Raw genomic sequence first — 24,990 nt, 5'->3', positions numbered from 1 at the left:
TCCGACAGGGTATGCCGTCGCCGCCGGAACCATCCGGGCTACCATCACGTTCATTCCATCAAGACCTCGGGGAGGGTCTCCATGGACATTGCGAACGACGTCATGCCCTTTGTCACCTCGGCGATCGGCGCCTATGGCGTGAGCGTGCTGGCCAGGACCAGCGAATTGGCCTCCGACACTCCCGTCGCCCGCGGCGCCCGCATCCTGCAGCGCGTGTTCGGCCGCGGCGACGCGGCCTCCCAAGCGGTGATCGAGGCGGTGGCCGAGGCGAAGCCGGACGACGCGCCCAGTCATAAGGCGTTGAAGCTGGCGATCGTGGCGGCGTTCCGTGCCGATCCTCTCCTGGCGCGCGAAGTCGCCGCGATGTTGCCCCGGGTCATCGCGGAGCGGCCGGTCCCCGTCGGGGGCGATGACGGCGGCTTGTTCGTCACGGAGGGCGACCCGAGGATCGACTCCCCTCAGTGACGTCCCCCTGCTCCACAACTGGGACAGGCACTCCATGGCCGCGGAGCCGGTCCATGTCGCGGGAGGCGGGCCGCAATCCCGTCAAGGTCGTGGCGAGCGCGTAGGCCACGCCGCAGATCAACAGCACCGGTGCCAGCCCCGCGCCGGCCACCGCCACCCCCGCCAGCACCCCGCCCAGCGGGATGCCGGCCCACGCCAGTGAGCTCCCCAGGGCGTTCACCCGGCCGAGCAGGTGCCGGGGGATCCGCTCGTAGGAAATCGCGCTCAGGATCGGGTTCAGGAACCCGCCGCAGAACCCGCTCACCGCGAGCACCGCCACCACCGCCGGCACCGGCACGTCCGCGGCCAGGATGACGAACTTCGGCGGCCCGGCCAGCAGGAAGGCCACGAAGAACACCGGCCTGCGCCGCATCCGGTGCGCGATCGCGGCGGCCACCAGGCTGCCACCGACCGCGGTCAGACTGATCACGCTGTTGTTCAGCCCGAGGACGGCGGGCCCGTGGCCGGACTCCTTCGCCCACACGGGCGCGAGCACCTGGCCGTAGGCCGCGTCCAACAGGTTGGTGACGGCGACCATGACGATCATCGCGCGCAGCAGCGGCTCGCCGCGCAGGAACACGAAGCCCTGGCCGAAGCGCCGCCAGTATCCCTCGCGCGCTTCCCGCTCCTGCGTGCGATGTCCCATGCCGCGCGGCAACGCCACCGCGACGATCATCGACCCGAGCGCGAAGCAGGCGGCGCTGACGCCCAGGGCGCCCAGCGAGCCGAGCAGCGCCACCAGCGCGCCACCCACCGCGGGGCCCACCGTCGAGGCCAGCCGGTCCGTCACGCCCATCAGCCCGGTGGCCCGCTCCAGCGGCACCCGCCCGCGCTCGGCCGCCTCCGGAACCATGACCTCCTTGGCCAGGTCTCCCGGCCCGCGGGCCGCGCCGATCACGGCGACCAACACGATGATCACGCCCAGCGGCAACCGGCCGAGCATGTACAGCAGGACCACCGCGACGGCGGCCAAGGCGCTCACGACGTCGGCGACCCATGAGATCCGGCGCGGTCCCACCCGGTCGACGAGCGGCCCCGTCAACGCCTTGACCAGCACGTACGGGGCCATCTCCGCGAACGCCACCACCCCGGTCCACACCGCGCTGCCCGTGGTCGTCAGCACGAACCAGGGCAGCGCGATGGCCGACACCCGCGTCCCGGTCAGCGACACGGCCATGGCCGCCAGCACTCCGGCCATCGGCCGTAAGAACCGGCGCGGCTCCATCACGGCTCCTCTGCGGTGTCCGGCTCGGGCAGGACCTGCGTCATCAGGTAGACCCGGGCCGCGCCCGGCGGCGCCTCCTCGCCGTCACGCCGGTAGCGCGCCAAGACCTCGCCAAGGTCCTCCCGCAGCCGCCGCGCCTCCTCCACGGTGAGGCGGAGGGTGTGGGAGCTCAGGTCCATCGCGCCGCGCCACGGCCGCGGCATCGTCTGCATCTCGTTCAGCGCCTGCTGGACCCGCAGGTTGTAGAGGGCGGCGATGGACTGCATGTACGTCAGCACCGCCTCCGGCTCCCGGTCCGACAACCCGTTCTCGTCGGTGAGCCGGGTGATCCGGTGGACGGAGCGCCACCAGCGCTCCCGCGCGTTGCCGCGCTCGGTGTCCTCCTCGACGAACCCGGCCGCGCCCAGCCTGCGCAGGTGGTAGCTGGCGGTGCCCGAGTTCACGCCGAGCCGCTCGGCCAGGCGGGTGGCGGTGGACGGGCCGTGCTTGCGCAGCAGGTCGACGAGCTGTACGCGGACCGGATGGGCCAGCGCCCGCAGCCCTCTGGCATCGAGGACGACCACGCTCTCTCGGGGATCGGTCATGCCTCGAAGGCTAAACTGCAAACAGTCCTTCGCAAAGACCTCTTCGCGAAGAAGTGTTTGCAATTCTTGGAGCCACGGCTACCTAGGTGCGGCATGCCGAGGCCCGGAGGAGGCATTCCCCTCCGGGCCTCGGCGTGCGTTGGGTAATAACGGTCCGAGCAGCAACACGCCGGACGCCTTTACGTTGTAGATCAAAGACAACCTCCCGGCCTCTCGCTTCACGCCCTTCCTACCTCCGAGCACGTCCGAGGTATCGCCCAAAACCCTCAAATTCCGGTCATTGTCGTTTCAGCTCGTGCGCCAGCTCCTCCAGCTCCGCCCCACCCGCCATGAGTGAGGTCAGCGCCTGCGGCGTGATGTCGGCCTTGGCGTACTCGCCCATGCTGGTCCCCCGGTTGAGCAGCAGGAACCGGTCCCCCACCGGGAAGGCGTGGTGCGGATTGTGGGTGATGAACACCACGCCGAGCCCCCGGTCGCGGGCCCGGGCGATGTAGCGCAGCACCACGCCCGCCTGCTTGACGCCCAGCGCCGAGGTGGGCTCGTCGAGGATGAGCACGCGGGCGCCGAAGTGGACGGCCCTGGCGATGGCCACCGACTGGCGTTCCCCGCCGGACAGCGTGCCGACCGGCTGGTCGACGTCGCGGATGTCGATGCCCATCGCCTTCAGCTCCTCGCGGGCCACCCGGCGGGCCGTGGCCACGTCGAAGGCCAGGCCCTTGGTCGGCTCGGAGCCGAGGAAGAAGTTACGCCAGACCGACATGAGCGGGATCATCGCCAGGTCCTGGTAGACGGTGGCGATGCCGCGGTCGAGCGCGTCACGCGGGCTGGAGAAGCGCACCTCCGCGCCGTCCACCAGCAGCGTGCCCGCGTCGTGCTGGTGGACCCCGGCGAGGATCTTGATGAGCGTGGACTTGCCCGCGCCGTTGTCGCCGAGCACGCACACGACCTGCCCGGCCGCCACGCCCATCGACACCTCGCGCAGCGCCAGCACCGAGCCGAACGACTTGCCGATGCCCCGGGTCTCGAGGATCAATGCCGCACCTCCTCGGCGTAGCGCCGGACCAGCCGGTTGGCCAGCGTGGCCAGCAGCAACATCCCACCCAGGAAGAACTTGAACCAGTCGGCGTCCCAGCCCAGGAACACGATGCCCTTGTCGGCCATGCCGAAGATGACCGCGCCGATGGCGGCTCCGACGGCGGAGCCGTACCCGCCGGTGAGCAGGCAGCCGCCGATCACGGCCGCGATGATGTAGATGAACTCCTGGCCGATGCCGATGTTGGCCTGGACGGAGGTGTAACGCAGGGCCAGGATCGAGCCGACCAGCCACGCCGCGAACGCCGTCGTCATGAACAGGGCGATCTTCGTACGGGCGGCCGGCACGCCGACCGCGCGGGCGGCCTGCTCGTTGCCGCCCACCGCGAAGATCCAGTTGCCGGCCTTGGACCGCATGAGCACCCATGTGGCCACCGCGGTGACCAGGATCCACCACAGGATCGCCACCCGGAACGACGTCCCGCCGATCTCGATCGTGCCGGCGAAGACGGCGTTCGCGCCTTCGAACCCGGAGGCCCGGCGCAGGCCGCTGACCTGCACGGTCCCGGTGATGGCCTTCGTGACGCCGAGGTTGATCCCCTGCAGCATCAGGAACGTGCCCAAGGTGACGATGAAGCTGGGCAGTTTGGTCCGCGTCACGACGAGCCCGTTGGCGAAGCCGACGGCCAACGCCACGACCAGCCCGGCGAGCATGGCGAGCCATACGTTGAACCCGAAGCGGGTGGCCAGGGTGACCAGGATCAGGCCGCTCGTGCCGGTGAGCACGCCTGCCGACAGGTCGAACTCGCCGCCGATCATCAGCAGCGCGACCGCGACCGCCATGATGCCGAGCGTGGCCGCCGGGTCGAGCCAGTTCGCGATGCCGGCCGGCGACCGGAACACCGGCGACTGGGCGGCGAAGAACGCGAACACCACCACCATGCCGACGACCGCGCCCAGCTCGGGCCGGATCAGCAGGCGGCGGGCCAGCCCGACGGGGGCGATCCGCTCGTCGGCCGTGACCGTCATCGGGTGCCGGCCTCGGCCAGCTTGGCCACCTGCTCGGCGTTGTCCTTGGTCACGAACCCCGGCCCGGTGTTGACGGGCAACCCGCCGCCGACGGTGTTGAGGTTCGCCTTGTACAGGTTGAGGAAGGTGATCGGCAGGTAGCCCTGCAGGTACTGCTGCTGGTCCACGGCGAACAGGACCTCATCGGCCTTGATCGCGTCCACGACGTCGGCCGACAGGTCGAACGTCGCCAGCTTGGCCTGCGACCCCGAGTCCTTGATCGCGTCCCTGGCGGCGATCGCGATGGCCGGGTTGAGCGACAGCACGCCGTTGACCTGCTGGTCCGACTGGAGCTTGGCGGTGACCTTGGAGGTCACGTCGGCCAGGTTGCTCACGTCCACCTGCAGCCGCTCGACGGTCCCGCCGAGGGTCTCCTCGGCGCCCTTGCACCGCTGGTCGAGGCCCACGTTGCCGGCCTCGTGGATGACGCACAGCAGCTTGGTGACGCCGGCGGCCTTGAGCTGCTCCCCCGCGCCGCGCCCGGCCACGTCCTCGGACTGGCCGACGTGCGTGATGGCGCCGAACGCCTTGGAGGAGTCGGCGCCCGAGTTGATGGTCACCACCGGGATCTTCGCGGCGACCGCCTTGCCGATGGCCTCCTTCAGCGCGTCGGGGTTGGCCATGGAGACCACCACGCCGTCCACCTTTTCGGACACGGCCTGGTCGATGAGCTGGGATTGTTTGGCAGGGTCGCCGTCGCCCTGGTAGGTGACGCTCACCCCGTACTGCTTGCCCGCGGCCTCGGCGCCGTTCTTGACCACGTCCCAGAAGGAGTCGCCGGGCGCTCCGTGGGTGATGACGGCGAAGCGGGCGCCGCCGCCTGCTTGCGGGGCCGCGGATGAAGCGGGTGGGGCGCTCTGCGCGGTCTGTCCTCCGGAGGAGCAGCCGGTCACGGCGAGGGCGCCGAGCAGGGCCAGCACGATCGGGGTACGTCTCATAGGACACCTCCAAGACCAACGGCTTGGCCCGGTTGTACCTCAATGTCAACTCTTTGTATAGACATAAGGACGAATACCGACACCATTCGTTCACGGAGAGCGGCGACCGTACGGAGGTGCTTGTGCGTCCACTTTTCGCCACAGTCCTGCTGCTGCTCACCCCCCTCTCCCCCGGCGTCGCGACCGTCACGGCCGCCGCCGAGACCCCGCCCCTGTACGACGACGACGCGGGCGGCCACGCCAACGGCGACGACCCGGCGATCTGGGTGCACCCCACGCGTCCCGGCAAGAGCGTCGTGGTCGCCACCGCCAAGGAAGGCGGCCTGTACGCCTACTCCCTGTCCGGCGCCCAGCTCCAGCACGTTCCCGCCCAGCCGCCGCCCGGCCCCGATCACGAGCCGGGCCGGCTCAACAACGTCGACCTCGTCCGCGGCTTCCGCCTGTCCACGGGCACTAAGGTCGACCTGGCCGTCGCCTCCGACCGGGGCCGCGACCAGCTACGCGTCTACGCCATCGACCCGGCCAAGGCGGCCGCCGGGCAGCCACCGCTGACCGACGTCACCGACCCCGCGGTCCCGTTCGTCTTCAACAACACCCAGGAGGAGGTCGACGCGGCCGAGACCGCCTACGGGCTGGCCGTCACCGGCACGCAGGTGCTGGTCAGCCGCCGCCACGAGACCAGGCTCGGCCTGCTGGAGCTGGTCGCCGCGCCCGGCGGCAAGGTCACCTATCGGAAGGTCCGCACCCTCGACCTTCCGTCGAGCTTCGCCCTCCCAGACGGCTCCACATGGACGCCCTGCCTGGAGCCGGGCGAGCTCCCGCAGGTCGAGGGCATGGTCGTGGATCGCGGCGTGCTCTACGCCGCGCAGGAGGACGTCGGCATCTGGCGCCTGCGCGCGGACCTGACCGACCGCCCGGTCCTGATGGACCGCGTCAAGGAGTACGGCAGGCAGGACACCTACGACCCGGCGACCGAGGAGTGCGCGCCCGGCCAGGACCGCGGTTACGGCGGCGAGCACCTGGCGGCCGACGCCGAGGGCCTGACGGTTTACGAGACCGGCCGCGACAGCGGCTACCTGCTAGCCTCCAGCCAGGGCGACGACACCTTCGCCGTCTACGACCGCGCGGGACGCAACGCCTACCTCGGCCAGTTCCGGGTCGCCCCCGGTGACCGCGCCGACGGCGCCGAGGCCAGCGACGGCGCGATGGCCACCAGCGCCCCACTCGGCCATGCCTTCCCCGAGGGCCTGCTGGTGGTGCACGATGGTGCCGACAGCAAGCCGGACGGCGACCGGGAGGTCACCAACTTCAAGTTCGTGGACTGGCGGAAGGTGGCCCACTCCTTCAAATAGCAGAACAGACCCCTCAAGTTCCGGCAGCATTGCAGCGTTGACCTGCATGTTCCTCACCAGTCTGAAGACGCGGGCGGGGCAGAACGGCGGCTTTCGCGTCCGTCAACAGCGAAGCCGCTCTGCCTCGCCTCACCTCACTTGAGCTGCGATTATCCGATCTTCCCCGGCGCCGGTGGCAATCCACCGACCGAAGGGAGACCGCGAGTTCGAGACGGTCCTCCGGCAGACACGGTCGCCAAGCGATCGCACTTCCATTGATCTCTCCCTATTGACGGTCGGAACCTACGCCACGAAGACCGTTTGTCCCGAACGACTCCCCCACCGTGACCGTCTGAGGCACCAAAGCAGCGCTGGCTTCGGCTGCCGCCCGCGCCACATCAGGCAAAACCGCCGTGTATAGATCAGCAGTGATCCAAATGCTCGAATGCCGTAGCATCGCCGACGTCGTCTTCATGTCGGTCCCGGCCGCCAGTGACAGCGTGGCCGCACCATGCCGGAGATCATGCAGTCGGATTGGCGGCAGGCCGGCCTTGAACGTCAGCCGCTCAAAGTGCGTACTGACCCAGTCGGGCGTCAAATCGCGGCCGTCCTCACGCGTGAAGATCCGGCCTGTGTCCGTCCAAGCCGAGCCCCACGCCAACCGCTCCTCGTTCTGTCGCGCCCTATGTGCTCGAAGGACTGCCACCGTGGCATTGTCCAGCGCGACCACGGCGCTCGAAGAGTGCGTCTTAGGCGCACCCTCCTTAACCATTCGACCGACGTTGGCCAGCTGCTTGACCATGGCCAGCAGACTCTCGTCAAGGTCCCCGTCAATCCACCGCGCACCGCACGCCTCGCCGCGGCGTAGACCACGAAACGCAATCAGGTGATACAAGGCATACAACCTGTCGGTCGCTGCATGATCGAGGAACGCACCGAGCTGAGCGGGCGTCCACACCATGACCGGCGACGGGCGCGGTGTCGCCAGCCAGACTGTAAAGTTCCCTGGCACCTTCCTCGGCCGACTCTGCGCCCCCGTGCGACCGCATCCGCCGATTCCGCATCCACCTGGAAGGGCAACTCGGCGCGCTGCGGGACGACCATCTCGGCGGGGTCGCCGACCGTCAACTGTCGGATCAGCGGCTCGGTCAGCGTGATCTCTGGGCGGCCATCCACCGCGGCCTGCTGAATGAGCGCCAGCAGTGTGCTGTCGCGGTCGCTCAAAGGTCGCAGAGGCCGCTCACGCGCCGCGCCGAGGAATCCGGCGGGAGGCCCGAGCCCTGAATCGGCGATCAGTTCACGTACTGGCACAAGAGCGCCCGGTCCATATCGGGCCCGGAACGCCAGATGGAAGTCCCGCCAGACCTCAGGCCCGAACGGGCGCGTGGTCAGGCGCAGCAGTACCGACGCGGCTGCGGCTGCCTCGTCAAGCACCGTGCGCGGCAGGCTGATCCGCCCGTCCACCGCGGTGTCGGCGGCCAGCACGTCGTTCACGGCGCACAGCTTGCGGGCCGGGGGGAGCGACGGTGGCGTACGCGGCCGGGGTGCCGGTGTCGGTGATCGCGCGCCATGGTCGGTGGCAGCCTGGGTCACCCGTCGTGTTGCGAAACATCCGGGCGGTGGATCGCTGGCGGGACAACGCCATGCGGAACGTCGGTCTCTGACGGGCATCCGCATCTGGCGGCTCGCTATCAGGAGCTGTACGACCGTTCGGGGCTGCCCTCCCCTGACTACGAGCGGCGCATCACGGGGCAGATCGCTCAGCTGTGTCAGGTGTACGGGATGCGGCGTGGCGCAGTGGCGTGAGCCGCGGGCGGCGCAGCTGGCCCCGCGAGGTGGTACTCGCGGGGCGAACGGTGACCATGATGGCTCTAGTGCCTCTTCTTCTTGCAGGATACGAGGTACCAGTGGCCGAATTCGCTCTTGCAGAAGTAGCAACGCTTGCCGTGCCACCACCGCCACTCGCACTTCTTCGCGCTGTCCTCGGCGATGGCCTGCTGGGAGCTGGACGCGCAGGTGGTGGCGGCGTTTACGGCCGGGGCGGTGACCGCTCCTGTGACGAAGAAGGTCGAGGCCATGAGCGATGCGGTGAGCAGAAGGCGCCTTAGCATCTAAAGATCACTCCCTTAGGCGATGATCGCGTCCCAGCGGGGTCGCTGGGCGGAGGATGAGCGTCGAATCCGGGTTTCCCTGGGATGCGCCGGATACGGCGCTGAACATTTCTCACGGTAATGGCGGTGTCCGGTGGAGTCTCCCGGCGCGCGGCAAAGCTTAATTCCCGCAGATGTCATTACATCTACGTAATTAGCGAATTGCCCGACGACTCGGGGGATGTGCAGACGTTGCCGATCTTCCACTCTGGCCAGGCGACACTCGTGCGCGCCGCAGATGCGAGAAGCGGCTTCCCCGCCTCCCCCAACGCCATCCCAGGTCGGCGGCAAAAAGCAAGAAAGGCACCATTCGAGGTGCAATAAACCGGCATATGGACGGGACTGCTGTTTGAGGCCGCGGGCCCGGGAATTGCCGGTGGCGCCGGCCACGGCAGGGCCGGAAAACCTCGAAAGACCGGAACGGTCAGGTGGGGCCGGCCCGGCCGGTCGGTCATCCCGTTCGACGCCATCGAGACCAGCAGGGAGGAGGGCAAGCACATCGTGTGGAAGGCCGCCGAGGGTCAGCTGATCGCCCACGCCGGGACGGTGCAGCTGACGCCCGAAGAGGACGGCAGGACGCGCGTGCAGGTGCAGTTGTCCTACAACCCGGTGGTGGGCGCGGCCGGCCATGCGGTCGCGCGGTTGTTGGACGCGGACCCCGGCGACCAAGCTCAAGGAGGACCTGATGCGGCTCAAGTCGTACGTGGAGCCCGGCGCCAGCCCGCTCGATCGGGCTGATCATTGCGGGAGCTGCAGCGGCCGGAGCGGTGCTTGCAGACCCAGGCCCTCATTGGGCGTCGTAGCAGCCACGACTCGTTCGGGGCCTTGTTCCGCCAGGTCCACGTGATCGGCTCATCCGGGCGTTCCGCGGGATGCGATCTTCGACCAGAGCCACGCGGCGTGCTTGAGCGCCTGGTCGAACCGGTAGTGCAGCCGGGGCGGCACGTACGGGAGCAGCGCCGAGTGCCGCTGGGCGAGCAGGGCGAGCAGCTGTTCCGATGGGAGGTTGGCGTAGCGCGGGAGGCTCTCGTACCAGCGGGCGCTGTTGCGGGCCGCTTTCTGCATGGGCCGGATCTCGGCCTGGCGCTCCCGCTCGTAGAACTCGAGTGCGGGCTCGAGCCGCGGCTTGGCGTGCAGCGCGTAGACGAGGAAGGCGGCGTCCCTGAACGCGAGTGCGGTGCCCGCGCCGACGGAGTAGTGGGTGGTGTGCGCGGCGTCCCCGATCAGGACGAGGTTGCCGTGGTGCCACCTCTCATTGGTCAGCGTGCGGAAGTTCAGCCAGCGGGCGCTCTCGCCGGCGGCGTCCTGGCCGATCAGCGAGTGGCCGTCCAGGATGTCGGCGAAAAGCTTTTCCAGGAGGGCCAAGCTGTCGGCCTCATTCGCCTGGTCGAACCCGAGCCCCGCCCAGGTCTCGGGTGAGCACTCGATGATGCAGGTGCTGCGCTCATTGCTGTATCGATAGCCGTAACACCAGATCCAGCCGTGCGGGGTTTCGACGAAGGCGAAGGTGAAGGAGTCGAACACCTTGGTGGTGCCGAGCCAGAGGTAGGCGTTGCGGCCGACCGCGACCTCCGTGCCGAAGTGGCCGGCGTGGCGCTGGCGCAGCGCGCTGTTGACGCCGTCGCCGACGACGATCAGGTCCGCGCCGGTCAGTTCCTCCTCGCTGGTGATCTCGCGTTCGTACTCGAGGCGGACGCCGAGGGAGCGGGCGCGGGCGGCGAGGATGGCGAGCAGCCGACTCCGGCTGATGCCGAAGCCCACGTCCCAGTTCTCCACCAGGCTCGGCGGGCGGTGGCCGTGGACGTGCGCCACCCAGGTGTCCCAGCGGACCGAGTCGTCGCCGATGGCACGGGCGGACTCGGGGTCGGCGGAGTGGAGATTGTTGTAGAGATCGTCCCAGTAAGTCACTCCCCAGCCGTACGTCGAGCCTTCCGGGTATCGCTCGTGGACGGTGATGTCATGGGACGGGTCCGCTCGTTTCATCAGGACCGCGAAATACAGGCTGGCGGGTCCGCCGCCGACGCAGTCAACCTTCACACCAGCCCCCTATGCCACGCATTGCAATCAATCCATGGCACAAAGTAGCAGACAGGTGTGGTAGGGGCGCCGTTAAGGAACGGGTCGCCAGCCGCCAACGAGGGAGATGCCCCAGGTAAACGGCTTGCACCAAGGAGCTGTGATGGGTTCGGCGGGTCGATGAATCTACGAAGCCATACCTTCCTGACCTGTACAGACATCGCGGCTGGCGGCTGACGACACCGTTCTTAGCGGCACCCCCTGTAGCGTGCGCCCCATGGCCTCCGACCACTTCCCCATCGTGGCCGACCTCGAACTCCCCCACCCCTCGCCCTGACCTCCGGCGCCCGCCGTCTCTCGCGACGGCGGGCGCCGAGCGGTCCGGATCAGATGACGCCGCTCTGCCCGACGCAGCTCGTGACACCGTTCCTACCGGCCAGCTTCACGAAGACCCGATGCGCCATCGGCCGGGTCGCCGAGATCGCCCTGTTGCCGGCGTTGCCCGTGATCACGGTCGCCAGGAACTCGGCGTCCGGAAGGCCGCCCCGATCCTGGACGAGGCTGACCTTGACCGTGGTGGGGCCTCCGGAGGCCGTCCAGTGGACACGGCTGAAGCGGTGCCCAAACGTCGTGTTGATGTAGGTGACGGTCACCTTCAGCCTGTAGGACCCCTTCGAACAGGTCGCGACGAGGGCCTTGGCTGCCGACGTGGTCACCGACGCCGCCGGCGCGGACGCCGAGGCGGACGCGGTCACCGACGCCGACGCATGCGCGGGCGCGCCCATCATGGCCACGGCCCCCATGGCCCCGACGACGACCGCGGTACGCATGATCTTCATATGGTTCCCTCCGTTGATTTCCCGTCGAGGTGAGACCATACGGAGACGCGGTATGGCGGAGGTATGTCCCAATCAGACCACTCGGAGCGCGCTAGTGGGACGCTAGTCAGACGCTAGGTTTTCGACGACCAAGCAGCCGACGACCAAAGTCGGCACGGCTGCCGGCCGAACTGTGTCCAAGGGATCTGTCGTCTGACTCAACCCTTGACCCATGCTCCTTCTCGGCGGGCACCTGATGGGCGGTCCGGGCTGGGCGTTCTCGGGCGGGGCTGATCGAGGGCCCGGTCAGCCGTGCGTACTGATCCCGCTGCCGCCCGGCAGCTAACGCTTCGGGTCCAGAGCACCGGTGGCAGGATTCTCTGGCAGGACTGGTCCTGAGGGCTGTACTCCTGCCGTCAAGAGATCATGTCCGGCCGAGTAGCTCCGGAGATTCCCGGCCATTTACTGCCGGAACTTACATGCTGGTGGTCGCGATCCCTGAGTTCAAAGCGTGGACGAGCGGCTGAGCCAAGCCTTTGCCAGGCGTCAGATCCGATGCCGTCCGGGGTGACATGTGAGCGAGCTTTCATCCCGGACGTATCGACGCGAAGTGTCGATACCTTAGCACTGATGTTGATCTTGGGCTTGTGATCGTCTTCGGTTTGGGGGTACTTACTGCCTATCTTGCTCACTGACTTCTCAAGATCATTTTGTTCTGCTGTGTCGGTTCCGGTCGGCTTGCTTTCCTGTTTTGACGTTCTCGGTTGATCTTTGAGGTTCGGCGGTCCGGTTCCGGGTGCACGGCGAGAGCCAGAGAGCCCCCGACCCCCTCACGAAGCAAAAGGGGGGTCGGGGGCTGTCAGGAGTCGTCGGCCTGCAGGTCGGCCATGATGAGGTCCTCCAGTTCGTCGGCGAGCGGCCAGCGCGGACCGTCCTTCGTCGTGGTCGGCTCCCGGCCGGTGATGCACTCCTTGATCGCCCGGATCACGTCGCGGATGTCGGCGATGTCGTCGAGGGGCAGCGGCACCCGGCTGTGGTCGATCCAGCGCCGGCCAGAACCTGGAACGCCAACTCGACGCCCTCCAAGCCGCGGGTTGCCGTCGCGTGTTCGCCGACAAGAAATCCGGCAAGACCGCCGAACGGCCCGAGCTCGCCGCCTGCCATGCCTTCCTGACCGAGGGCGACACGCTGGTCGTCCCGAGCCTGGACCGCTACGGCCGCTCGCTGGCCGACCTCATCACCATGGTCGGCGACCTGCGCAAGCGCGAGATCGGCTTTACCAGCCTGCACGAGAATCTCGACACCACCACTCCCGGCGGCCGACTCATCTTCCACGTCTTCGCCGCGCTCGCCGAGTTCATCCGCGAACTCATCGTCGCGGGCACCCGCGACGGCCTGGCCGCCGCCAAGGCGCGCGGCCGCACCGGCGGCCGCCCCACCGTCATCACCCCGGAACTCCTGCGGGCCGCCCGCGACATGCTGCCCAACCCGGACAACTCGATCACCTCGATCGCCAAGCTGCTCGGCGTCAGCCCGGGCACGCTGTACAACCACATCCCCGACCTGCAGCAGCTCCGCGCCAGGCCTTAGGGAGCCTGGCGCGGCCCGCTCCGCCGTCCACGTTGCCCTGGCCGACGCCTGCGCGGAGATCGTCCGCAGGTACCGCGAGCGGGGCCGCCTGGTCGGTGAGGCACAGCCGAAAGCCAGAACCGACACGATCACGAACCGCAATCGTGCTCTCTCACTCCGGCTACCTGGCGGCTGGGGACGCGTTCGGGAGCGGAGAGCCCGAGCGGAGGGCCGACCAGGACCTACTTTGGGGCTGGGGACACCTTCGGGAGCGGAGGGCCGATCAGGTAATCAGACCCACCATGTGCTGGTGCACTGAGCGGGGCTGCTGCCGGTTTTCACGCAGGCCCTGTATCCGTACTTGTGCCTGGACCGGTATGCGTTGGTATAGCTCGTGTTGCTGATGATCTTATACGGTGATGACTCCCACTTTTTGGTCGAAGGGTTGTAGACCGAAAGGAAAAGTAGTTTACTACGCGCGTCGGAATCTTTGGGGGCGCGAGCCCAGAAATAGTTGGACGTGCCGTATTTCCCCACGCGAAGCTGGATCGTGAATGTGCCGCCGAAGTTGACCTTCTTCTCCGTCACGGTGCCCACCGATGTGGCGTCTGTCGGCGGGGCTGAATGCCAATCGCTTGCCGCCGATGCGGGGAGTGCTCCCAGCAGAGTGATGCCCGCCATAGCAACGGCCGTGAAGCCGCGTGAAATCCAAGAGCTACTCATTATTACTTCCGTATCTTCCAGGCCGCTGAACGAAGGGCCCCCTTGTTCGGGATCTGCTTGTGTTCAAGGTCAGCTCAGCACAACCCGGTATATCGCCGGTATAGCAATCTCTTGACCGAGGAGTGGCTCCCCTGACCGCGCAGCCTGAGCGTCTGGCTTGCGCCCTGGTGCCGATCGAGGAAGTCAATGGTCAGCCGAGACGTTCGTGGCCTCCGGCCGCCGAGCTGGTGCGGGTGACGTTGCCCGCGTTGCATGCTGGCTGTGATCGGCTCAGTCTTCGTCGTTCCACAAGTCGTAGTCGTAAGGCTCGCCGCGGGCCAGCCGTTCGGCGCGCATCGTCTCGCGTTCGGCGTCGGTGATGCCGGTGATGTACTCCCACAGGGTGACCCGCTGAACCTTCCCGCGGGCCAGGTCGTGCTGCAGCACGATCCGAGACGGCCTGTCGGTAAGGCTGACCCCACCAGCCGCCATCTGTGCCGTTCCCGCAGGTGGACAAGGGGGGTGTGAGCGGTTATCTACACGGGGAATTGGTCGATGACGCCGTCGTAGGTTTCCTGGGCGGGCCCGAGCGCGATCTTGGAGTAGATCTCCAGCGAGGTGCGGCTGGCGTGGCCGGAGTGGGGTCCGGGGAACCTACTCGCCGGTAGTAACGCTAAGGATCGAACCGCAGGTCAGTGGCTTTTGCGGCGGGCGGCCGGGTCGGCTTCGGTGGTGACGCGGGCGGAGGTTTCCTCGCCGAGGCGGACGTAGCGGCCGAGGCTGGCCAGGTGCTGGTGGCGGGATTTGGCCTGGAGTTCGGGCGCGGTGCGGCCGTCAGCTGCCAGGTGCTGCAGGGCGCTGTGGCGCAGCTGGTGGAGCGTCCAGCCCTTCTTGTGCGGGTCGAGCTCGGCGGTGGCCTGCTTGAACAGGTACTCGGCTCGTGGGTAGGACAGCCGGCCGCGGCCGGTGCTCGGGCAGATGTCGGCGGCGGCGGGCGCACGCGCTCCGGAGGCAGGGGCGCGCCGGTCGGCCAGGAAGAGCGGCCCGGCGGTGCGGCCTTTGAGCAGGCGGGGCAGCAGCCGGGCGGTGGCGGTGGCCCAGTGCACGTACTCGATGGCGCCGGCTTTGGAGATGACGCGGGCGCGGCGGAACTCGGGGTCGAGGTCGTCGATGTTCAGGGTGAGGATCTCCTCGGCCCGGGCGGCTGTCTCATAGAGGAGTCTCCAGAGCACTCGCTCCCGCAAGGCGTGCTCGGTGTCGGTGAACAGGGTCTCCAGCCGGGTGCGCGGGATGGCGCGGTCGCCGCGGCGGGCGGGTTTGCGGCGTTGCAGGCGGCGGGCGGGGTTGGTGGCGAGCAGTTCCTGGCGCTGGGCCCAGGTGGTGAAGGAGACCAGCGCGGACAGGTGTCGGTTCCAGGTGGCGGCCGCGGCGGTGTTCCACTGCTCCATCACCGCGGCGTAGTCGGCAGGCTCCAGTTCCGTGGTGGGTCGGGTGCTGGCCAGGGCGGTCAGGCGGGTGAGGGTGGCGGTGTAGCCGGCGCGGGTGGTGGCGGCCTGCACCTGGTCGAGGAAGCGGCCGACCGCGGCCGCGACGCTCTGCCCGCCTGCCGGGGCGTCGGCGCCAGGCGTGGGGAAGGGGACGACCGCCACCGGGGCACCTCCGCGTTCGATGTGACACATAATGTGGCCGAGTCGCGGCCCGTCCGGCTCGCCGCGAGCTGGGCGTTGTTCCGGCCGAAGAGGCCAATGTGACAGGTAATACATATTACCTGTCACAGCACCGCCTGCGCGATCTACGATGATCGCCACGTAATCACTCCGCGAACGCCTGATTCATCCCTCAGCGCCCAGGCTGAAACCAGGCGCTGACGTTCGCCCCGCTTCACGGTCAGTCAACTGCGGCGTTGCTGCGCACTGCCCCGGGTGACGTCGACCCGAGCGCCAGGCCTCCAAGATCGTGAATGTGGGTCTTGGGCTTACGTGGGCCGACCTCGCCCGGGGATGAAAGCTCAGTGGGGCTGGTGGTGGCCAGCCTCACACTGCGATCATCCCCCTATGCGTCAACAACGCCGCTGGCGTATTAGCCGTGGTTGGCCTATACGACTGCTGATCGGTATCGGGGCGGTGTTTGTACTGGTGATGGCTGTTGTCGTCCTGCCCTCATCTTTAGCGCCGGGGGACGCTTTCGATAAAGCTGCCGACGCAGTCCGTGCCCAGCAAGAGACGCGAGGGCTCCTCCTTCAAGCGTTGGTCGGGTTGGCGGTGTTTCTGGGTGCATATGTCACTTGGCGTCAGTTCCTTGTCAGCCGTGAGCAGCTCCAGCTAAACCTTCGCGCGACGGCCGAACAGCTCCAAGCGGCCAGGGACCAACTCGCCATCGCACAACAAGGTCAGATCACCGACCGGTTCACTCGGGCTGTCGATCAGCTTGGAAGCAGTCAGCTCGTCGTCCGCATGGGCGGCATTCACGCCCTGGCACGCATTGCCAAGGATTCAGCAGCAGACGTTGGAGTCATCGCCGAGATCCTCTGCTCCTACGTCCGACAGCACGCACCGGCCCCCGAGGGCAATGGACTGGGCGCAACCGAACCTGAGGCGGCGATGCCGCATCTAGTCACGAGGGCCGCTGACGTTCAGGCGGTGCTCACCGTACTCGGACGGGGACTGATCCGACCCGACGAGCAGGAGCCTTTGCGGTTGCTCGGCACCGACCTGCGGAGGGCGGCCCTCTCCAGAGGAAACCTGGTCGGTGCCGACCTAGAGGGAGTGCGGCTGGACAATGCCTGGATGCCGGAAGCCCGTTTGGATGACGTCGACCTAAGTCATGCCGACTTGCGGAAGGCGAATCTCGCCGGAGCCAGTCTCAAAGGTGCCGACTTGACGGACGCGATCTTATGCGGGGCACATGTGGAAGGCGCCTGTCTGCGAGAGGCCATTCTCACAGGCGCGCAGCTCGACGGCGTCGTGGCCAACCAGTCGACCACCTGGCCCGAAGGATTCGACCCGCAAGAGGCGGGCGTCGTGGTGGAGGCGGGCCATGCCTACACGTGGTGGAGACCCGGTCTCTGACATAGCCGTCCGGAGCGGGGGCCCATGCCCGACGACAACGTCTGGCTCGCCGAACGCCTGCGCGAGCGCCAAACCCTCGTCCGGCTCCTGGCCGCCTGACGGAACGTCCCGCTTCAGCGTGTTCCGTCGTCTCGTGCGCTGGGGCTGCTACACAGGCGCTACGGGCGGCCCAGATCGGCGGCTTCACGATGACGCAGTCCTGATCGGCACCGTGGTTCCTCTGGCGGCCAGCGCATCCGAATGGCCAGTCGCCGGTACGGCGAGCTGACTCCCGGATTCCTCTCGGGCCCTTTTTCCCGCATCTATTCGGTGCCAAGGCCGGCGGAACGGGCTTGGACGATCGCGGGTCCCATCCTGGACGTACCGGCACTAGCCTGTCCCCGAAATCCCCCAAGTGCCGATGCACATCGAAAACTCGGCACTCTTCGCGACCAGCCCGGCCTCCCCCTGGGAACGCAGTATCCGGCCCTCGACTGCCCGATGAGGTCCCGTGGCAGTTTGAGCAGGTGTGTGGCATCTTCGACAGGTGAGACGGGTTCGCGTCTTGATCGCCACCGTGGTTCCTCTGTCGGCTGGCGCGCTGGCCTGGTGGGGTTGCGTGGTCGGCGGCGTCGATCTCGACACCACCGGGATCATCGTCGGCCTGGTCGTGCTGGTGCCCGCCACACCGCTGGCCATCTGGGCCGGGGCGGGCGCCGAGCCCGAACGGGTGGCCTCCACCACGCGCCTGGAGATCGGCGAGGTTCCACGCCGGCCCCGGGCCTTCCAGCGCAGGCCACAGGTGCGCGGCCGGATCGAGGAGATCCTCGCCGCGGGCCGACCCTGTTGTCTGATCGGCGCCAAAGGGGTGGGAAAGACGCAGCTCGCCGCCGCTCACGCCCGTTCCTGCCTGGAGCTGGGCATTCCCGTTGCGTGGCTGGCCGCCGAGCACCTGGCCGACTCCCTGCAGGCCATGGCGGCCGAACTCGGCCTGCTAGGTAAGGACGACGACCCGGCGGCAGTCCAGCGCCGGATGCGCGACTGGCTGGCCGAGCGGCGCGAGCCGTACCTCCTGGTCTTGGACAACGCGGTCGATCCCGACGCCGTCGCGGCGATGTTGCCGGCGACCGGTGTCGTGTGGGTGCTCATCACCTCCACCACGCACGCCTTCGAGCGGCTGGCCGAACCTGTCGCGGTCGAGCGCTTCACCGCCAAGGAAGCACTCGACTATCTGCGCGAGCGGGTCGGGCCTGGCGACGTGGCCGCGGCACGGGTGCTGGTGCGGGAGTTGGACCGGCTGCCTCTGGCGCTGGCCGTGGCCGCGGCGGGCATCGTCGGTCCGCCGCGGATCCGCTACAGCGCCTACCTCGAGCGCCTACGCGGCGAACCCATCGACCAGCTCCTGGCTCGCCCCTCGGGCGAGGCGTATCCACGCGGCGTGGCACAGGCGATCCTGCTCGCCCTGCACGCGGTGAGCGGGCCGTCGCGGGACCTGCTGGGGGAGCTGTCGGTGCTGTCACCGGACGGCGTGGACCTAGAGCTGCTGCGGGACGCCTCGCTGACCGAACTCGCCGGCCAGTCGCTGGTGAGCTTCAGCCGTGACGGCTCGACCGTGTTGGTGCACCGACTGGTGCAACGGGTCGTCCGGGAGAGCGTCGAGTCCGTCGCCGATCTAGTCGAGCGGGCTGCCCGGCGCCTGCGCGCGGTCGAGGACGTGGCCGACGCCGACACCTGGCGGCGCCTGCCGTACATCACCGCCGTCGCGGGACACGCCGCGGTCCTGTGGGAGCACGCGCACCTCGCCGTAGTCCTGGAGGTACGGCAGGCCATCGCCGCCCACCTGCTCTACCTCAACGACGGAGTGCGGGCCATCCCGATCCTGGCCGCCGTGGCCCAGGGGTGGGAGCTGCTGCACGAGCCAGACCATCCAGCTGTGCAGCAGGCGCGGCACCAACTGGCCACCGCCCACGAGTTCGCCGGCCGGTTCGACGAAGCTGTGAACCTGTTCGAGGAAGTCGTCGCCGACCGGACCCGGACCCTCGGCGCCCGCCACCCCGACACCCTGCACTCGCGGGCCAGGCTGGCCTCCTCCCTCAGCGGAGCAGGCCGGTTCTGCCCGGCGCTGTTCGAGGAGGTCATCGCCGACCAAGCACGGGTGCTGGGCGCGGAGGATTCGGCCACGTTGACCACGCGCTTCAACCACGCGCTCGCGCACTCGCTGGCCGCCCGCCACGCCGAGGCTGTCACGCTGTTCGAGGGGGTGAGCGCGGATCAGGCCCGGGTTCTGGGCCTCGACCATCCAGACACCCTCGTCTCCCGGGGGCGGCTAGCTTCTGCCGTCGCCTCGGCCGGGCGTCCCGATCAGGCAATCGAGCAATTCGAGCAGACGCTCGCCGCCCAGGAACGGGTAATCGGGGCAGACCATCCGGACACATTGATCACCCGGTTCGGCCTGGCTTCGGCGTACGAGGCCGCTGGGGCACTGGCGCAAGCCAGGGCCGAGTACGCGCACGTCGCCGAACACATAGAGGCTGTGCTGGGACCCGACCAGCCGATGACGGCGGCTGCACGACAAGCGCTGGCTCGGCTCAAAGGCGAGTGATACCCGCGCGCTGTTCTAGGTCGAGCTATCAACGGCACACCTACCTGCGGGAATGTCGCAGATGGCGGCTGGTGGGGCCAGCCTTACTGACAGGCCGAGACGAGCGGCCCATCTCCTCCTCTTTGACCACCCACGGGTCGGTCGCTTCCCAGGGCACGTCGGCCCAGGAGGCGTTCTCGGCGATGTCGACGGCCGCGCGGTGGGCGGGGGAGCCGTGCTGGCGGGGTCCGTCGGCCAGGGGTTCCCAGCAGGAGGCGCACCGCACCCACGCCACCTTGTCCAGCTGGCCGACGTCGGTGTCGACGACGACGTCTTGCACGCCGCTCGCCGGATCGGCGGTGTTGACCAGGGCGTTGACCACGGGCCCGGTGTAGGCGACCTGCAGGAAGGAGGACTTGCAGTACGGGCAGAGCGGCACCCGCTTGGTCGCTGGCAACCGCTCGCCCAAGGCCTTCTCCTGTGCGCGCCGCTCGCGCTCGGCTTCCTGCACGGCGAGGTGGCGCTGCCACACCGCGGCGGCCTCGACCGGCAGCAGCACGGCCTCGTTGCGGCCCGGGCCGCGCCGGGTCAACACGACCGGGTCGCCGCCGCCGGCCGCTTCGATGAGTTCGGCCAGGCGGGCGCGGGCGTCCCGGATCCCGATCTTCTTCATGATCCGCATTGTGTACACAACCCGGCGCTGGCCAGACGGGAATCCGGGCACCGCCTGGAGCTCCGGCCGGACTGCCCCGGCGCGGCCCACGGAGTCCTTTTGTGTACACAACCGAACGCCATTCTTGATCGTTTTACGCTAAGGCGGGCGGTTACCGGCGTCTGGCGTGCTTGGCCATGAGGTCGGCCAGCCGGTCCTGCAGGGTGCGTTCCGGCTGGTCCGGGGCGACGGCGGTGCGCGCGGGGCCGGCGGGGCGGGCCTGCTGCTCGACCGGGCGCGTCGGGCCGGGCGTTCCTGGTTGCTGGCTGCGGGAACCGTCGTCGTGCTTGGCCATGAGGGTGGTCAGCCGGTTGTGCAGGGGGGCGCGCACCACGGTGGCGGGCCGGACGTCGACCGGGGCCTGTGCGGCGTCGGCCGCGCGTGCTGCGGCGATGGCGCGGGCCTGCTTCACGAGCTCCGCCCGGCGGACGGCGTTGGCCGCGTTGCGGGCGGCGTTGGCGGCAAGGAGGGGTGCCGTTAAGGAACGGGTCGCCAGCCGCCAACGAGGGAGATGCCCCAGGTAAACGGCTTGCACCAAGGAGCTGTGATGGGTTCGGCGGGTCGATGAATCTACGAAGCCATACCTTCCTGACCTGTACAGACATCGCGGTTGGCGGCTGACGACACCGTTCTTAGCGGCACCCCTACGATGGTGGCGATCGGCGACGGCCGTACGATGCGCTTGTGTGAGACAGGCGGCTGACTCAGGGTGACAGATCCAGCGCATGACCGGCCCGTGCTGACAGGCAAGCTGAACCCGCCCTGGACGCGTCCCACAGCGGTGTCACGGCGGCGGCTGCTGGGCATGCTCGACGACGCTCTCACGCCTGTGACCGTGGTCATCGGGCCGGCCGGCTGGGGCAAGACGACACTGCTGGCCCAGTGGGCCGCCGGTGGCGCAGGGCGGCGGCAGGTCGCATGGGTCACGCTGGACGAGACCGACAACGACCCGGTGCGATTCTGGACCTACGTCATCACGGCGCTTCAGCGCGCCCGCCCGGGCGTCGGGGCGGAGGCGATGGCTGCGCTGCGCGTTCCCGGTCTCGAGCCGCTCGATGTCGCCGTGCCGAGCCTCATCAACGACCTGACGGCCCACGACGCCCAGCGCGTAGTCGTGCTCGTGCTCGACGACTACCACCTGATCACCGACCGCAGGATCCACGAGGCGGCCGAGTTCATGCTGTCCTACCTGTCGGCGGCGATCCGCGTCCTGATCGCCACGCGCTTCGACCCACCGTTTCCGCTGGCACGCCTGCGCGCACGTGGACAGCTCACCGAGATCCGTGCGGCCGATCTCGCGTTCGCGCCGGAGGAGGCGATCGGCCTGGTGGCCGATGTGGGCCGGGTCGCGCTCGACGCCGACCAGGTCGCGGGGCTCGTCGACCGTACCGAGGGCTGGGCCGCCGGGTTGCACCTCGCGGCCCTGGCCCTGCGCGGCGCGGCCGATCCCGTACGCCGTGCGGAGGCCATCCGGGGCGACGACCGCCACGTCGTCGACTACCTCGGCGCCGAGGTGCTCGCGCGCCTGCCCGGCGACCAGCGGCACTTCCTGATCCGTAGCTCGGTGCTCGACCGCATGACCGGTCCGCTGTGCGACGCCGCGCTCGACTGCGACGGATCAGCAGAGCGACTGGACGCGCTGGAGCGGGCCGGCTTGTTCGTCGTGCCGCTCGACGAGCAGCGGGAGTGGTACCGCTACCACCGGCTCTTCCACGCCGCGCTGCGCCAGGAACTGGACCGCGTGGCGCCTGCCGGTACGCCCGGGATTCTACGGCGGGCGGCGGCGTGGTGGCATGCGTACGGCGATGTGGAGACCGCCGTCCCGCTACCTGATCGCCTCCGGCGACCAGCGCGAGGCGGCCGACCTGCTGATCGCAGCGGACGACGAGTTCCTCGACGGGGGCGCCGCCGCGACCTATCTCCGGCTGGCCGAGGGCCTCGACGAGGCGCCGGTTCGCGCCGATCCGTGTCTGGCGATCGCGATGGCCGCCGCAGCCGGCTTCAGCGGCAGACCGGATCGGGCCGACCGGCTCCTGGACGCCGCGGAGGCTGGGCTGACCGGCGACGACCGGCCACCGCGCGGGTGGACCAGCGCCCGCGCGGCCATCGGCACGCTGCGGGCGACGTTCGGGCCGGCCGCGAAGCTGGCCGCCGCCGTCGAGGAAGCCCGGCGCGCCGTCGAGTTGGAGCACGATCCCACTCGCGACGGCTACGTGATCTCGCGGCTGACGCTGGGCGTCGTCCTGGCCGGGCTCGATCAGCAGGCCGACGCGCTGGCGTTGCTCGGCGCGGCTCGGCGCGGCTCGGCGGGGCGCGGATGCGCTCGGCGCGCCGGTGTTCACCCGGCTGATCGCCGCCGGAGCGCTCGCCATGTGCCTGCTCGACGAGGGCCATGTCGATGAAGCCAGGTCGGTCGTCGCCGAGTCGGCGCCCGCCGCCGCTGGGCTCGAGGCGGCGCTGGGCGACGCGGCCGGCGGCGCGCTCGCGCTGTTGCGGGCGGCCGAGGGCAGGCTCGCCTACGAGGCGGGACGGCCGGACCTCGCGCGTACGACGCTGGAGCGGGCGGCGCGGCTGGCACGGGCGGCGGCGCATCCCTCGCAGACCGCGCGCGTCCTGGTCACCCTGGCCGACGCGCTGCTGGCGACCAGTGACCGGGCGGCCGCACGCGCTGTGCTGGCCGAGGCGGCCGAGATCGCCGGCACCGACACCGTCTTCCCGGGAACGCTGCGGCGGATCTCCGCGGCGGAACAGCGCATGGGCCGCGGCGCGGCGCGTGCCGCCCGGGGCGACGGGCGGCTGTTCGAGGAGCTGACCGACCGCGAACTGTCGATGCTCCGCGCGCTGCAAGGCCCGTTGTCACAGCGCGAGATCGGACAGGAACTGTACCTGTCGCTGAACACGGTCAAGGGTTACACCAGGAGCCTGTACCGCGAGCTGGACGTGGCGTCGCGGCTCGACGCCGTACGGCGGGGCCGGGAGCTCGGGCTGATCTGACGCGCCGACCATCGCCGTGCCCGCGAACGAGGTGGACGGGGCTCTGCCTAAGAGGCGCCACCTGCTGGATCCCAAGCCTTGGTCCCGCCTAAAGATCCGAACTCAGAACAGGCCACAGTCCCATCAGCGTAGGCTGGCCAACGTGTTGAGGGGGTTGTCCAGGAGGTTGGCGAAGGCGAGTTCGGCAGCCCCGGCGAGCGTGGTGTCGTCACCAAGGGCCGTCACGGCCAGGCGGACACGTTCGCGCGACACCGGCAGGACATGCGCGTCGATCCGGGCGTGGAGGCGTGGCGCGGCGCCAGGGTAGACATCGCGGAGCATCCCGCCGAAGACCACGAGCGCCGGGTTGAACAGGTTGATGAGGTTGACGACGCCGACGCCGAGCCAGTCGCCGATGCGGTCGAGGGCGTCCCGCGCTCGGGCGTCGCCGGTCCCGGCGAGGGCGACGACGGCCCGGATGCCGTCGCGTCCGACGAGTTCGTCGGACCGTCCCGCGTAGTCGAGCAGCGCCTCCTCCCCCACCTCGGCCTCCAGGCAGCCGCGCGACCCGCACAGGCAGGGCCGCCCGTCGAACGGGTTGACCAGCATGTGCCCGAGTTCGCAGCCGTAGCCTGCGTCGCCGTCCAGGAGTTTGCCGCCGACGATGATCCCGCCGCCGACGCCGACGTCCCCGTGCAGGTAGATGAGGTTGTCGACGTCGCATCCCGCGCCGCGCACGTGCTCGGCGATCGCACCCAGGTGCGCCTCGTTGCCCACCTCGACGGGAAGCCCGAGGCCGAGCCCGGCGGCGAGTTCCGCGCCGAACGCCTGGTCCACCCAGCCGAGGTGCGGTCCGTACCGGACCGTGCCGTCGGCGCGCCTGATCAACCCGCAATACGACGCGCCAACACCCACGCACAACGCGCCCGGATCGGCCCCGACGACCAGTTCTCGACCAAAGGTGGCGAGAACGCCGACGACGTCCTCCAGGTCGACCCCGGCGCGGGTGCGCACGGCCTCGCGGCGGTCGAGGACCCGGCCGCCGAGCCCGACACGGGCCGCGAGCAGCCGATCCACGGCGACGTCGAATGCGAGCCCATACACCGTCCCTCGCTCGGGCATGACGACGATGGACGGCCGCCCGGCGCGGCCCCGCCCGATGGGGACGCCCTCGTGGACGAGCCCAGCCGCGGCGAGTTCGGCGGTCAGGTCCATGATGGTGCTGCGGTTGAGGCCCATCCGGCGGCTGAGCGCGGCCCGTGACACCGCCCCGTCCTTATGGACGCGCCGCAGCACCTCACTCAGGTTCCGCTGCCGCATCTGCTCCTGCGTCCGCGCGCCCGCCGCCGATTTCGTCATCCCCGCCAGCCTAGGATCTGTCTTCAAATGATCATAGCCAGAGCAGGAGGCAGGCCATGGTGACGACGGCAACGTAGGAAGTGGCGGTCTTGTCGTAGCGGGTGGCCAGGCCGCGGAAGTGCCTGACCGAGCGGCCAGTGACCGTTCGAGCGCGACGGAGTAGTCCAGGTCGTCTTCGGCCCTCGTCATGGCCGGCGAGCTCTGGGCGGCGGCGCTGTGGCGGGCCGCCGATCGGTGACCCGCCCGCGCCGCACCGCCGCCGGTCACGGTGTGGCCGTGCCCCCGTCCACGCCGATCGCCGGGAGCGGCCGTGCCGCCCTGGTCGCCGCGCCCGCGTCAGGCCCGCACGCCGCCTCCAGCAAGTGGTTCCCGAACGCGAAG

At 69.2% G+C, this 24,990-nt stretch carries 25 protein-coding genes and 1 pseudogene; 8 read left to right on the top strand and 18 right to left on the bottom strand.

Going from position 1 to position 24,990, the window contains the following annotated elements; all coding sequences use genetic code 11:
• The first annotated feature begins 81 nt into the window (after positions 1-81).
• Positions 82-465, top strand: a complete 384-nt coding sequence (locus tag ACTWPT_RS56385; protein ID WP_443185804.1) for a hypothetical protein — start codon at positions 82-84, stop codon at positions 463-465.
• Here ACTWPT_RS56385 and ACTWPT_RS56380 read toward each other — a convergent pair.
• The 5 genes from ACTWPT_RS56380 to ACTWPT_RS56360 all read right to left on the bottom strand — a co-directional run bounded on the left by ACTWPT_RS56380 (position 428) and on the right by ACTWPT_RS56360 (position 5,351).
• A complete protein-coding gene (locus ACTWPT_RS56380; protein WP_443185803.1) occupies positions 428-1,729 on the bottom strand; it encodes an MFS transporter in 1,302 nt (433 codons plus the stop codon). The genes ACTWPT_RS56385 and ACTWPT_RS56380 overlap by 38 nt on opposite strands.
• Positions 1,729-2,313 carry an ArsR/SmtB family transcription factor gene (locus ACTWPT_RS56375; RefSeq protein WP_443185802.1) on the bottom strand — a complete coding sequence of 195 codons (585 nt, stop codon included), beginning with the start codon at positions 2,311-2,313 and terminating at the stop codon, positions 1,729-1,731. Before ACTWPT_RS56375 ends, ACTWPT_RS56380 begins: the two co-directional genes overlap by 1 nt.
• 277 nt (positions 2,314-2,590) lie before the next feature.
• Positions 2,591-3,346, bottom strand: coding sequence for an ATP-binding cassette domain-containing protein (locus tag ACTWPT_RS56370; RefSeq protein WP_443185801.1), 756 nt, complete (start codon positions 3,344-3,346; stop codon positions 2,591-2,593).
• Positions 3,343-4,374 carry an ABC transporter permease gene (locus ACTWPT_RS56365; RefSeq protein WP_443185800.1) on the bottom strand — a complete coding sequence of 344 codons (1,032 nt, stop codon included), beginning with the start codon at positions 4,372-4,374 and terminating at the stop codon, positions 3,343-3,345. Before ACTWPT_RS56365 ends, ACTWPT_RS56370 begins: the two co-directional genes overlap by 4 nt.
• Complete coding sequence (locus ACTWPT_RS56360) at positions 4,371-5,351, bottom strand: sugar ABC transporter substrate-binding protein (protein WP_443185799.1); 981 nt, start codon at positions 5,349-5,351, stop codon at positions 4,371-4,373. The genes ACTWPT_RS56365 and ACTWPT_RS56360 overlap by 4 nt, the downstream gene beginning before the upstream one ends.
• A gap of 122 nt (positions 5,352-5,473) precedes the next feature.
• Between ACTWPT_RS56360 and ACTWPT_RS56355 the strand changes: the two genes are divergently transcribed.
• Entirely contained in the window at positions 5,474-6,703 is a 1,230-nt protein-coding gene (locus ACTWPT_RS56355; protein WP_443185798.1) for a phytase, read from the top strand.
• 265 nt (positions 6,704-6,968) lie between these two features.
• On the opposite strand, the gene ACTWPT_RS56350 is transcribed toward ACTWPT_RS56355, so the two are convergent.
• From ACTWPT_RS56350 to ACTWPT_RS56340, 3 genes are all read right to left on the bottom strand, one after another.
• Positions 6,969-7,643 (bottom strand): tyrosine-type recombinase/integrase, encoded by a 675-nt coding sequence (locus ACTWPT_RS56350; protein WP_443185797.1) that lies wholly within the window; start codon positions 7,641-7,643, stop codon positions 6,969-6,971.
• Complete coding sequence (locus ACTWPT_RS56345) at positions 7,565-8,353, bottom strand: lantibiotic dehydratase (RefSeq protein ID WP_443185816.1); 789 nt, start codon at positions 8,351-8,353, stop codon at positions 7,565-7,567. The genes ACTWPT_RS56350 and ACTWPT_RS56345 overlap by 79 nt, the downstream gene beginning before the upstream one ends.
• A gap of 200 nt (positions 8,354-8,553) precedes the next feature.
• Positions 8,554-8,793, bottom strand: coding sequence for a hypothetical protein (locus ACTWPT_RS56340; protein ID WP_443185796.1), 240 nt, complete (start codon positions 8,791-8,793; stop codon positions 8,554-8,556).
• 540 nt (positions 8,794-9,333) lie between these two features.
• Between ACTWPT_RS56340 and ACTWPT_RS56335 the strand changes: the two genes are divergently transcribed.
• Positions 9,334-9,570 carry a hypothetical protein gene (locus tag ACTWPT_RS56335; protein ID WP_443185795.1) on the top strand — a complete coding sequence of 79 codons (237 nt, stop codon included), beginning with the start codon at positions 9,334-9,336 and terminating at the stop codon, positions 9,568-9,570.
• Between the two features lie 114 nt (positions 9,571-9,684).
• Here ACTWPT_RS56335 and ACTWPT_RS56330 read toward each other — a convergent pair whose 3' ends face one another.
• The 3 genes from ACTWPT_RS56330 to ACTWPT_RS56320 form a co-directional block, all read right to left on the bottom strand.
• Positions 9,685-10,869 (bottom strand): FAD-dependent monooxygenase, encoded by a 1,185-nt coding sequence (locus ACTWPT_RS56330; protein ID WP_443185794.1) that lies wholly within the window; start codon positions 10,867-10,869, stop codon positions 9,685-9,687.
• Positions 10,870-11,234: 365 nt separating this feature from the next.
• The gene (locus tag ACTWPT_RS56325; protein WP_443185793.1) at positions 11,235-11,687 is read right to left on the bottom strand and encodes a hypothetical protein; all 453 of its coding nucleotides are present in this window, start codon (positions 11,685-11,687) and stop codon (positions 11,235-11,237) included.
• An 838-nt stretch (positions 11,688-12,525) separates the two neighbouring features.
• Complete coding sequence (locus tag ACTWPT_RS56320; RefSeq protein WP_443185792.1) at positions 12,526-12,693, bottom strand: hypothetical protein; 168 nt, start codon at positions 12,691-12,693, stop codon at positions 12,526-12,528.
• A 26-nt stretch (positions 12,694-12,719) separates the two neighbouring features.
• Here ACTWPT_RS56320 and ACTWPT_RS56315 point away from each other — a divergent pair.
• Positions 12,720-13,256: pseudogene (locus tag ACTWPT_RS56315) on the top strand (recombinase family protein); the annotation flags it as partial.
• Between the two features lie 270 nt (positions 13,257-13,526).
• On the opposite strand, the gene ACTWPT_RS56310 reads toward ACTWPT_RS56315, so the two are convergent.
• The 3 genes from ACTWPT_RS56310 to ACTWPT_RS56300 form a co-directional block, all read right to left on the bottom strand.
• Positions 13,527-13,916, bottom strand: a complete 390-nt coding sequence (locus ACTWPT_RS56310; RefSeq protein ID WP_443185791.1) for a hypothetical protein — start codon at positions 13,914-13,916, stop codon at positions 13,527-13,529.
• A gap of 312 nt (positions 13,917-14,228) precedes the next feature.
• Entirely contained in the window at positions 14,229-14,384 is a 156-nt protein-coding gene (locus ACTWPT_RS56305) for a hypothetical protein (RefSeq protein WP_443185790.1), read from the bottom strand.
• Between the two features lie 245 nt (positions 14,385-14,629).
• Positions 14,630-15,586 carry a tyrosine-type recombinase/integrase gene (locus ACTWPT_RS56300; protein WP_443185789.1) on the bottom strand — a complete coding sequence of 319 codons (957 nt, stop codon included), beginning with the start codon at positions 15,584-15,586 and terminating at the stop codon, positions 14,630-14,632.
• A 405-nt stretch (positions 15,587-15,991) separates the two neighbouring features.
• Here ACTWPT_RS56300 and ACTWPT_RS56295 point away from each other — a divergent pair, with 405 nt between their 5' ends.
• Positions 15,992-17,005: a pentapeptide repeat-containing protein gene (locus ACTWPT_RS56295; RefSeq protein WP_443185788.1), complete on the top strand. Its 1,014-nt coding sequence runs from the start codon at positions 15,992-15,994 to the stop codon at positions 17,003-17,005.
• Between the two features lie 526 nt (positions 17,006-17,531).
• Positions 17,532-19,586 (top strand): tetratricopeptide repeat protein, encoded by a 2,055-nt coding sequence (locus ACTWPT_RS56290; protein ID WP_443185787.1) that lies wholly within the window; start codon positions 17,532-17,534, stop codon positions 19,584-19,586.
• A 40-nt stretch (positions 19,587-19,626) separates the two neighbouring features.
• Here the strand turns inward: ACTWPT_RS56290 and ACTWPT_RS56285 are convergent, their stop codons facing one another.
• The 3 genes from ACTWPT_RS56285 to ACTWPT_RS56275 form a co-directional block, all read right to left on the bottom strand.
• Positions 19,627-20,238 carry a type II toxin-antitoxin system Phd/YefM family antitoxin gene (locus ACTWPT_RS56285; protein WP_443185786.1) on the bottom strand — a complete coding sequence of 204 codons (612 nt, stop codon included), beginning with the start codon at positions 20,236-20,238 and terminating at the stop codon, positions 19,627-19,629.
• Positions 20,239-20,389: 151 nt separating this feature from the next.
• Positions 20,390-20,815, bottom strand: coding sequence for a hypothetical protein (locus tag ACTWPT_RS56280; RefSeq protein ID WP_443185785.1), 426 nt, complete (start codon positions 20,813-20,815; stop codon positions 20,390-20,392).
• Positions 20,816-21,061: 246 nt separating this feature from the next.
• Positions 21,062-21,823 (bottom strand): hypothetical protein, encoded by a 762-nt coding sequence (locus ACTWPT_RS56275; RefSeq protein WP_443185784.1) that lies wholly within the window; start codon positions 21,821-21,823, stop codon positions 21,062-21,064.
• Between the two features lie 247 nt (positions 21,824-22,070).
• Here ACTWPT_RS56275 and ACTWPT_RS56270 point away from each other — a divergent pair, with 247 nt between their 5' ends.
• Together ACTWPT_RS56270 and ACTWPT_RS56265 are read left to right on the top strand one after the other, a co-directional pair.
• Positions 22,071-22,679 carry a hypothetical protein gene (locus tag ACTWPT_RS56270; RefSeq protein ID WP_443185783.1) on the top strand — a complete coding sequence of 203 codons (609 nt, stop codon included), beginning with the start codon at positions 22,071-22,073 and terminating at the stop codon, positions 22,677-22,679.
• Positions 22,612-23,271, top strand: a complete 660-nt coding sequence (locus ACTWPT_RS56265; protein ID WP_443185782.1) for a LuxR C-terminal-related transcriptional regulator — start codon at positions 22,612-22,614, stop codon at positions 23,269-23,271. Before ACTWPT_RS56270 ends, ACTWPT_RS56265 begins: the two co-directional genes overlap by 68 nt.
• A gap of 123 nt (positions 23,272-23,394) precedes the next feature.
• Here ACTWPT_RS56265 and ACTWPT_RS56260 read toward each other — a convergent pair whose 3' ends face one another.
• Entirely contained in the window at positions 23,395-24,609 is a 1,215-nt protein-coding gene (locus ACTWPT_RS56260) for an ROK family protein (protein ID WP_443185781.1), read from the bottom strand.
• Between the last annotated feature and the right edge of the window lie 381 nt (positions 24,610-24,990).

The sequence above is a fragment of the Nonomuraea sp. 3N208 genome (assembly GCF_052245935.1).
Lineage (GTDB): Bacteria > Actinomycetota > Actinomycetes > Streptosporangiales > Streptosporangiaceae > Nonomuraea.
This window is presented reverse-complemented; position numbering and strand designations above follow the sequence as displayed.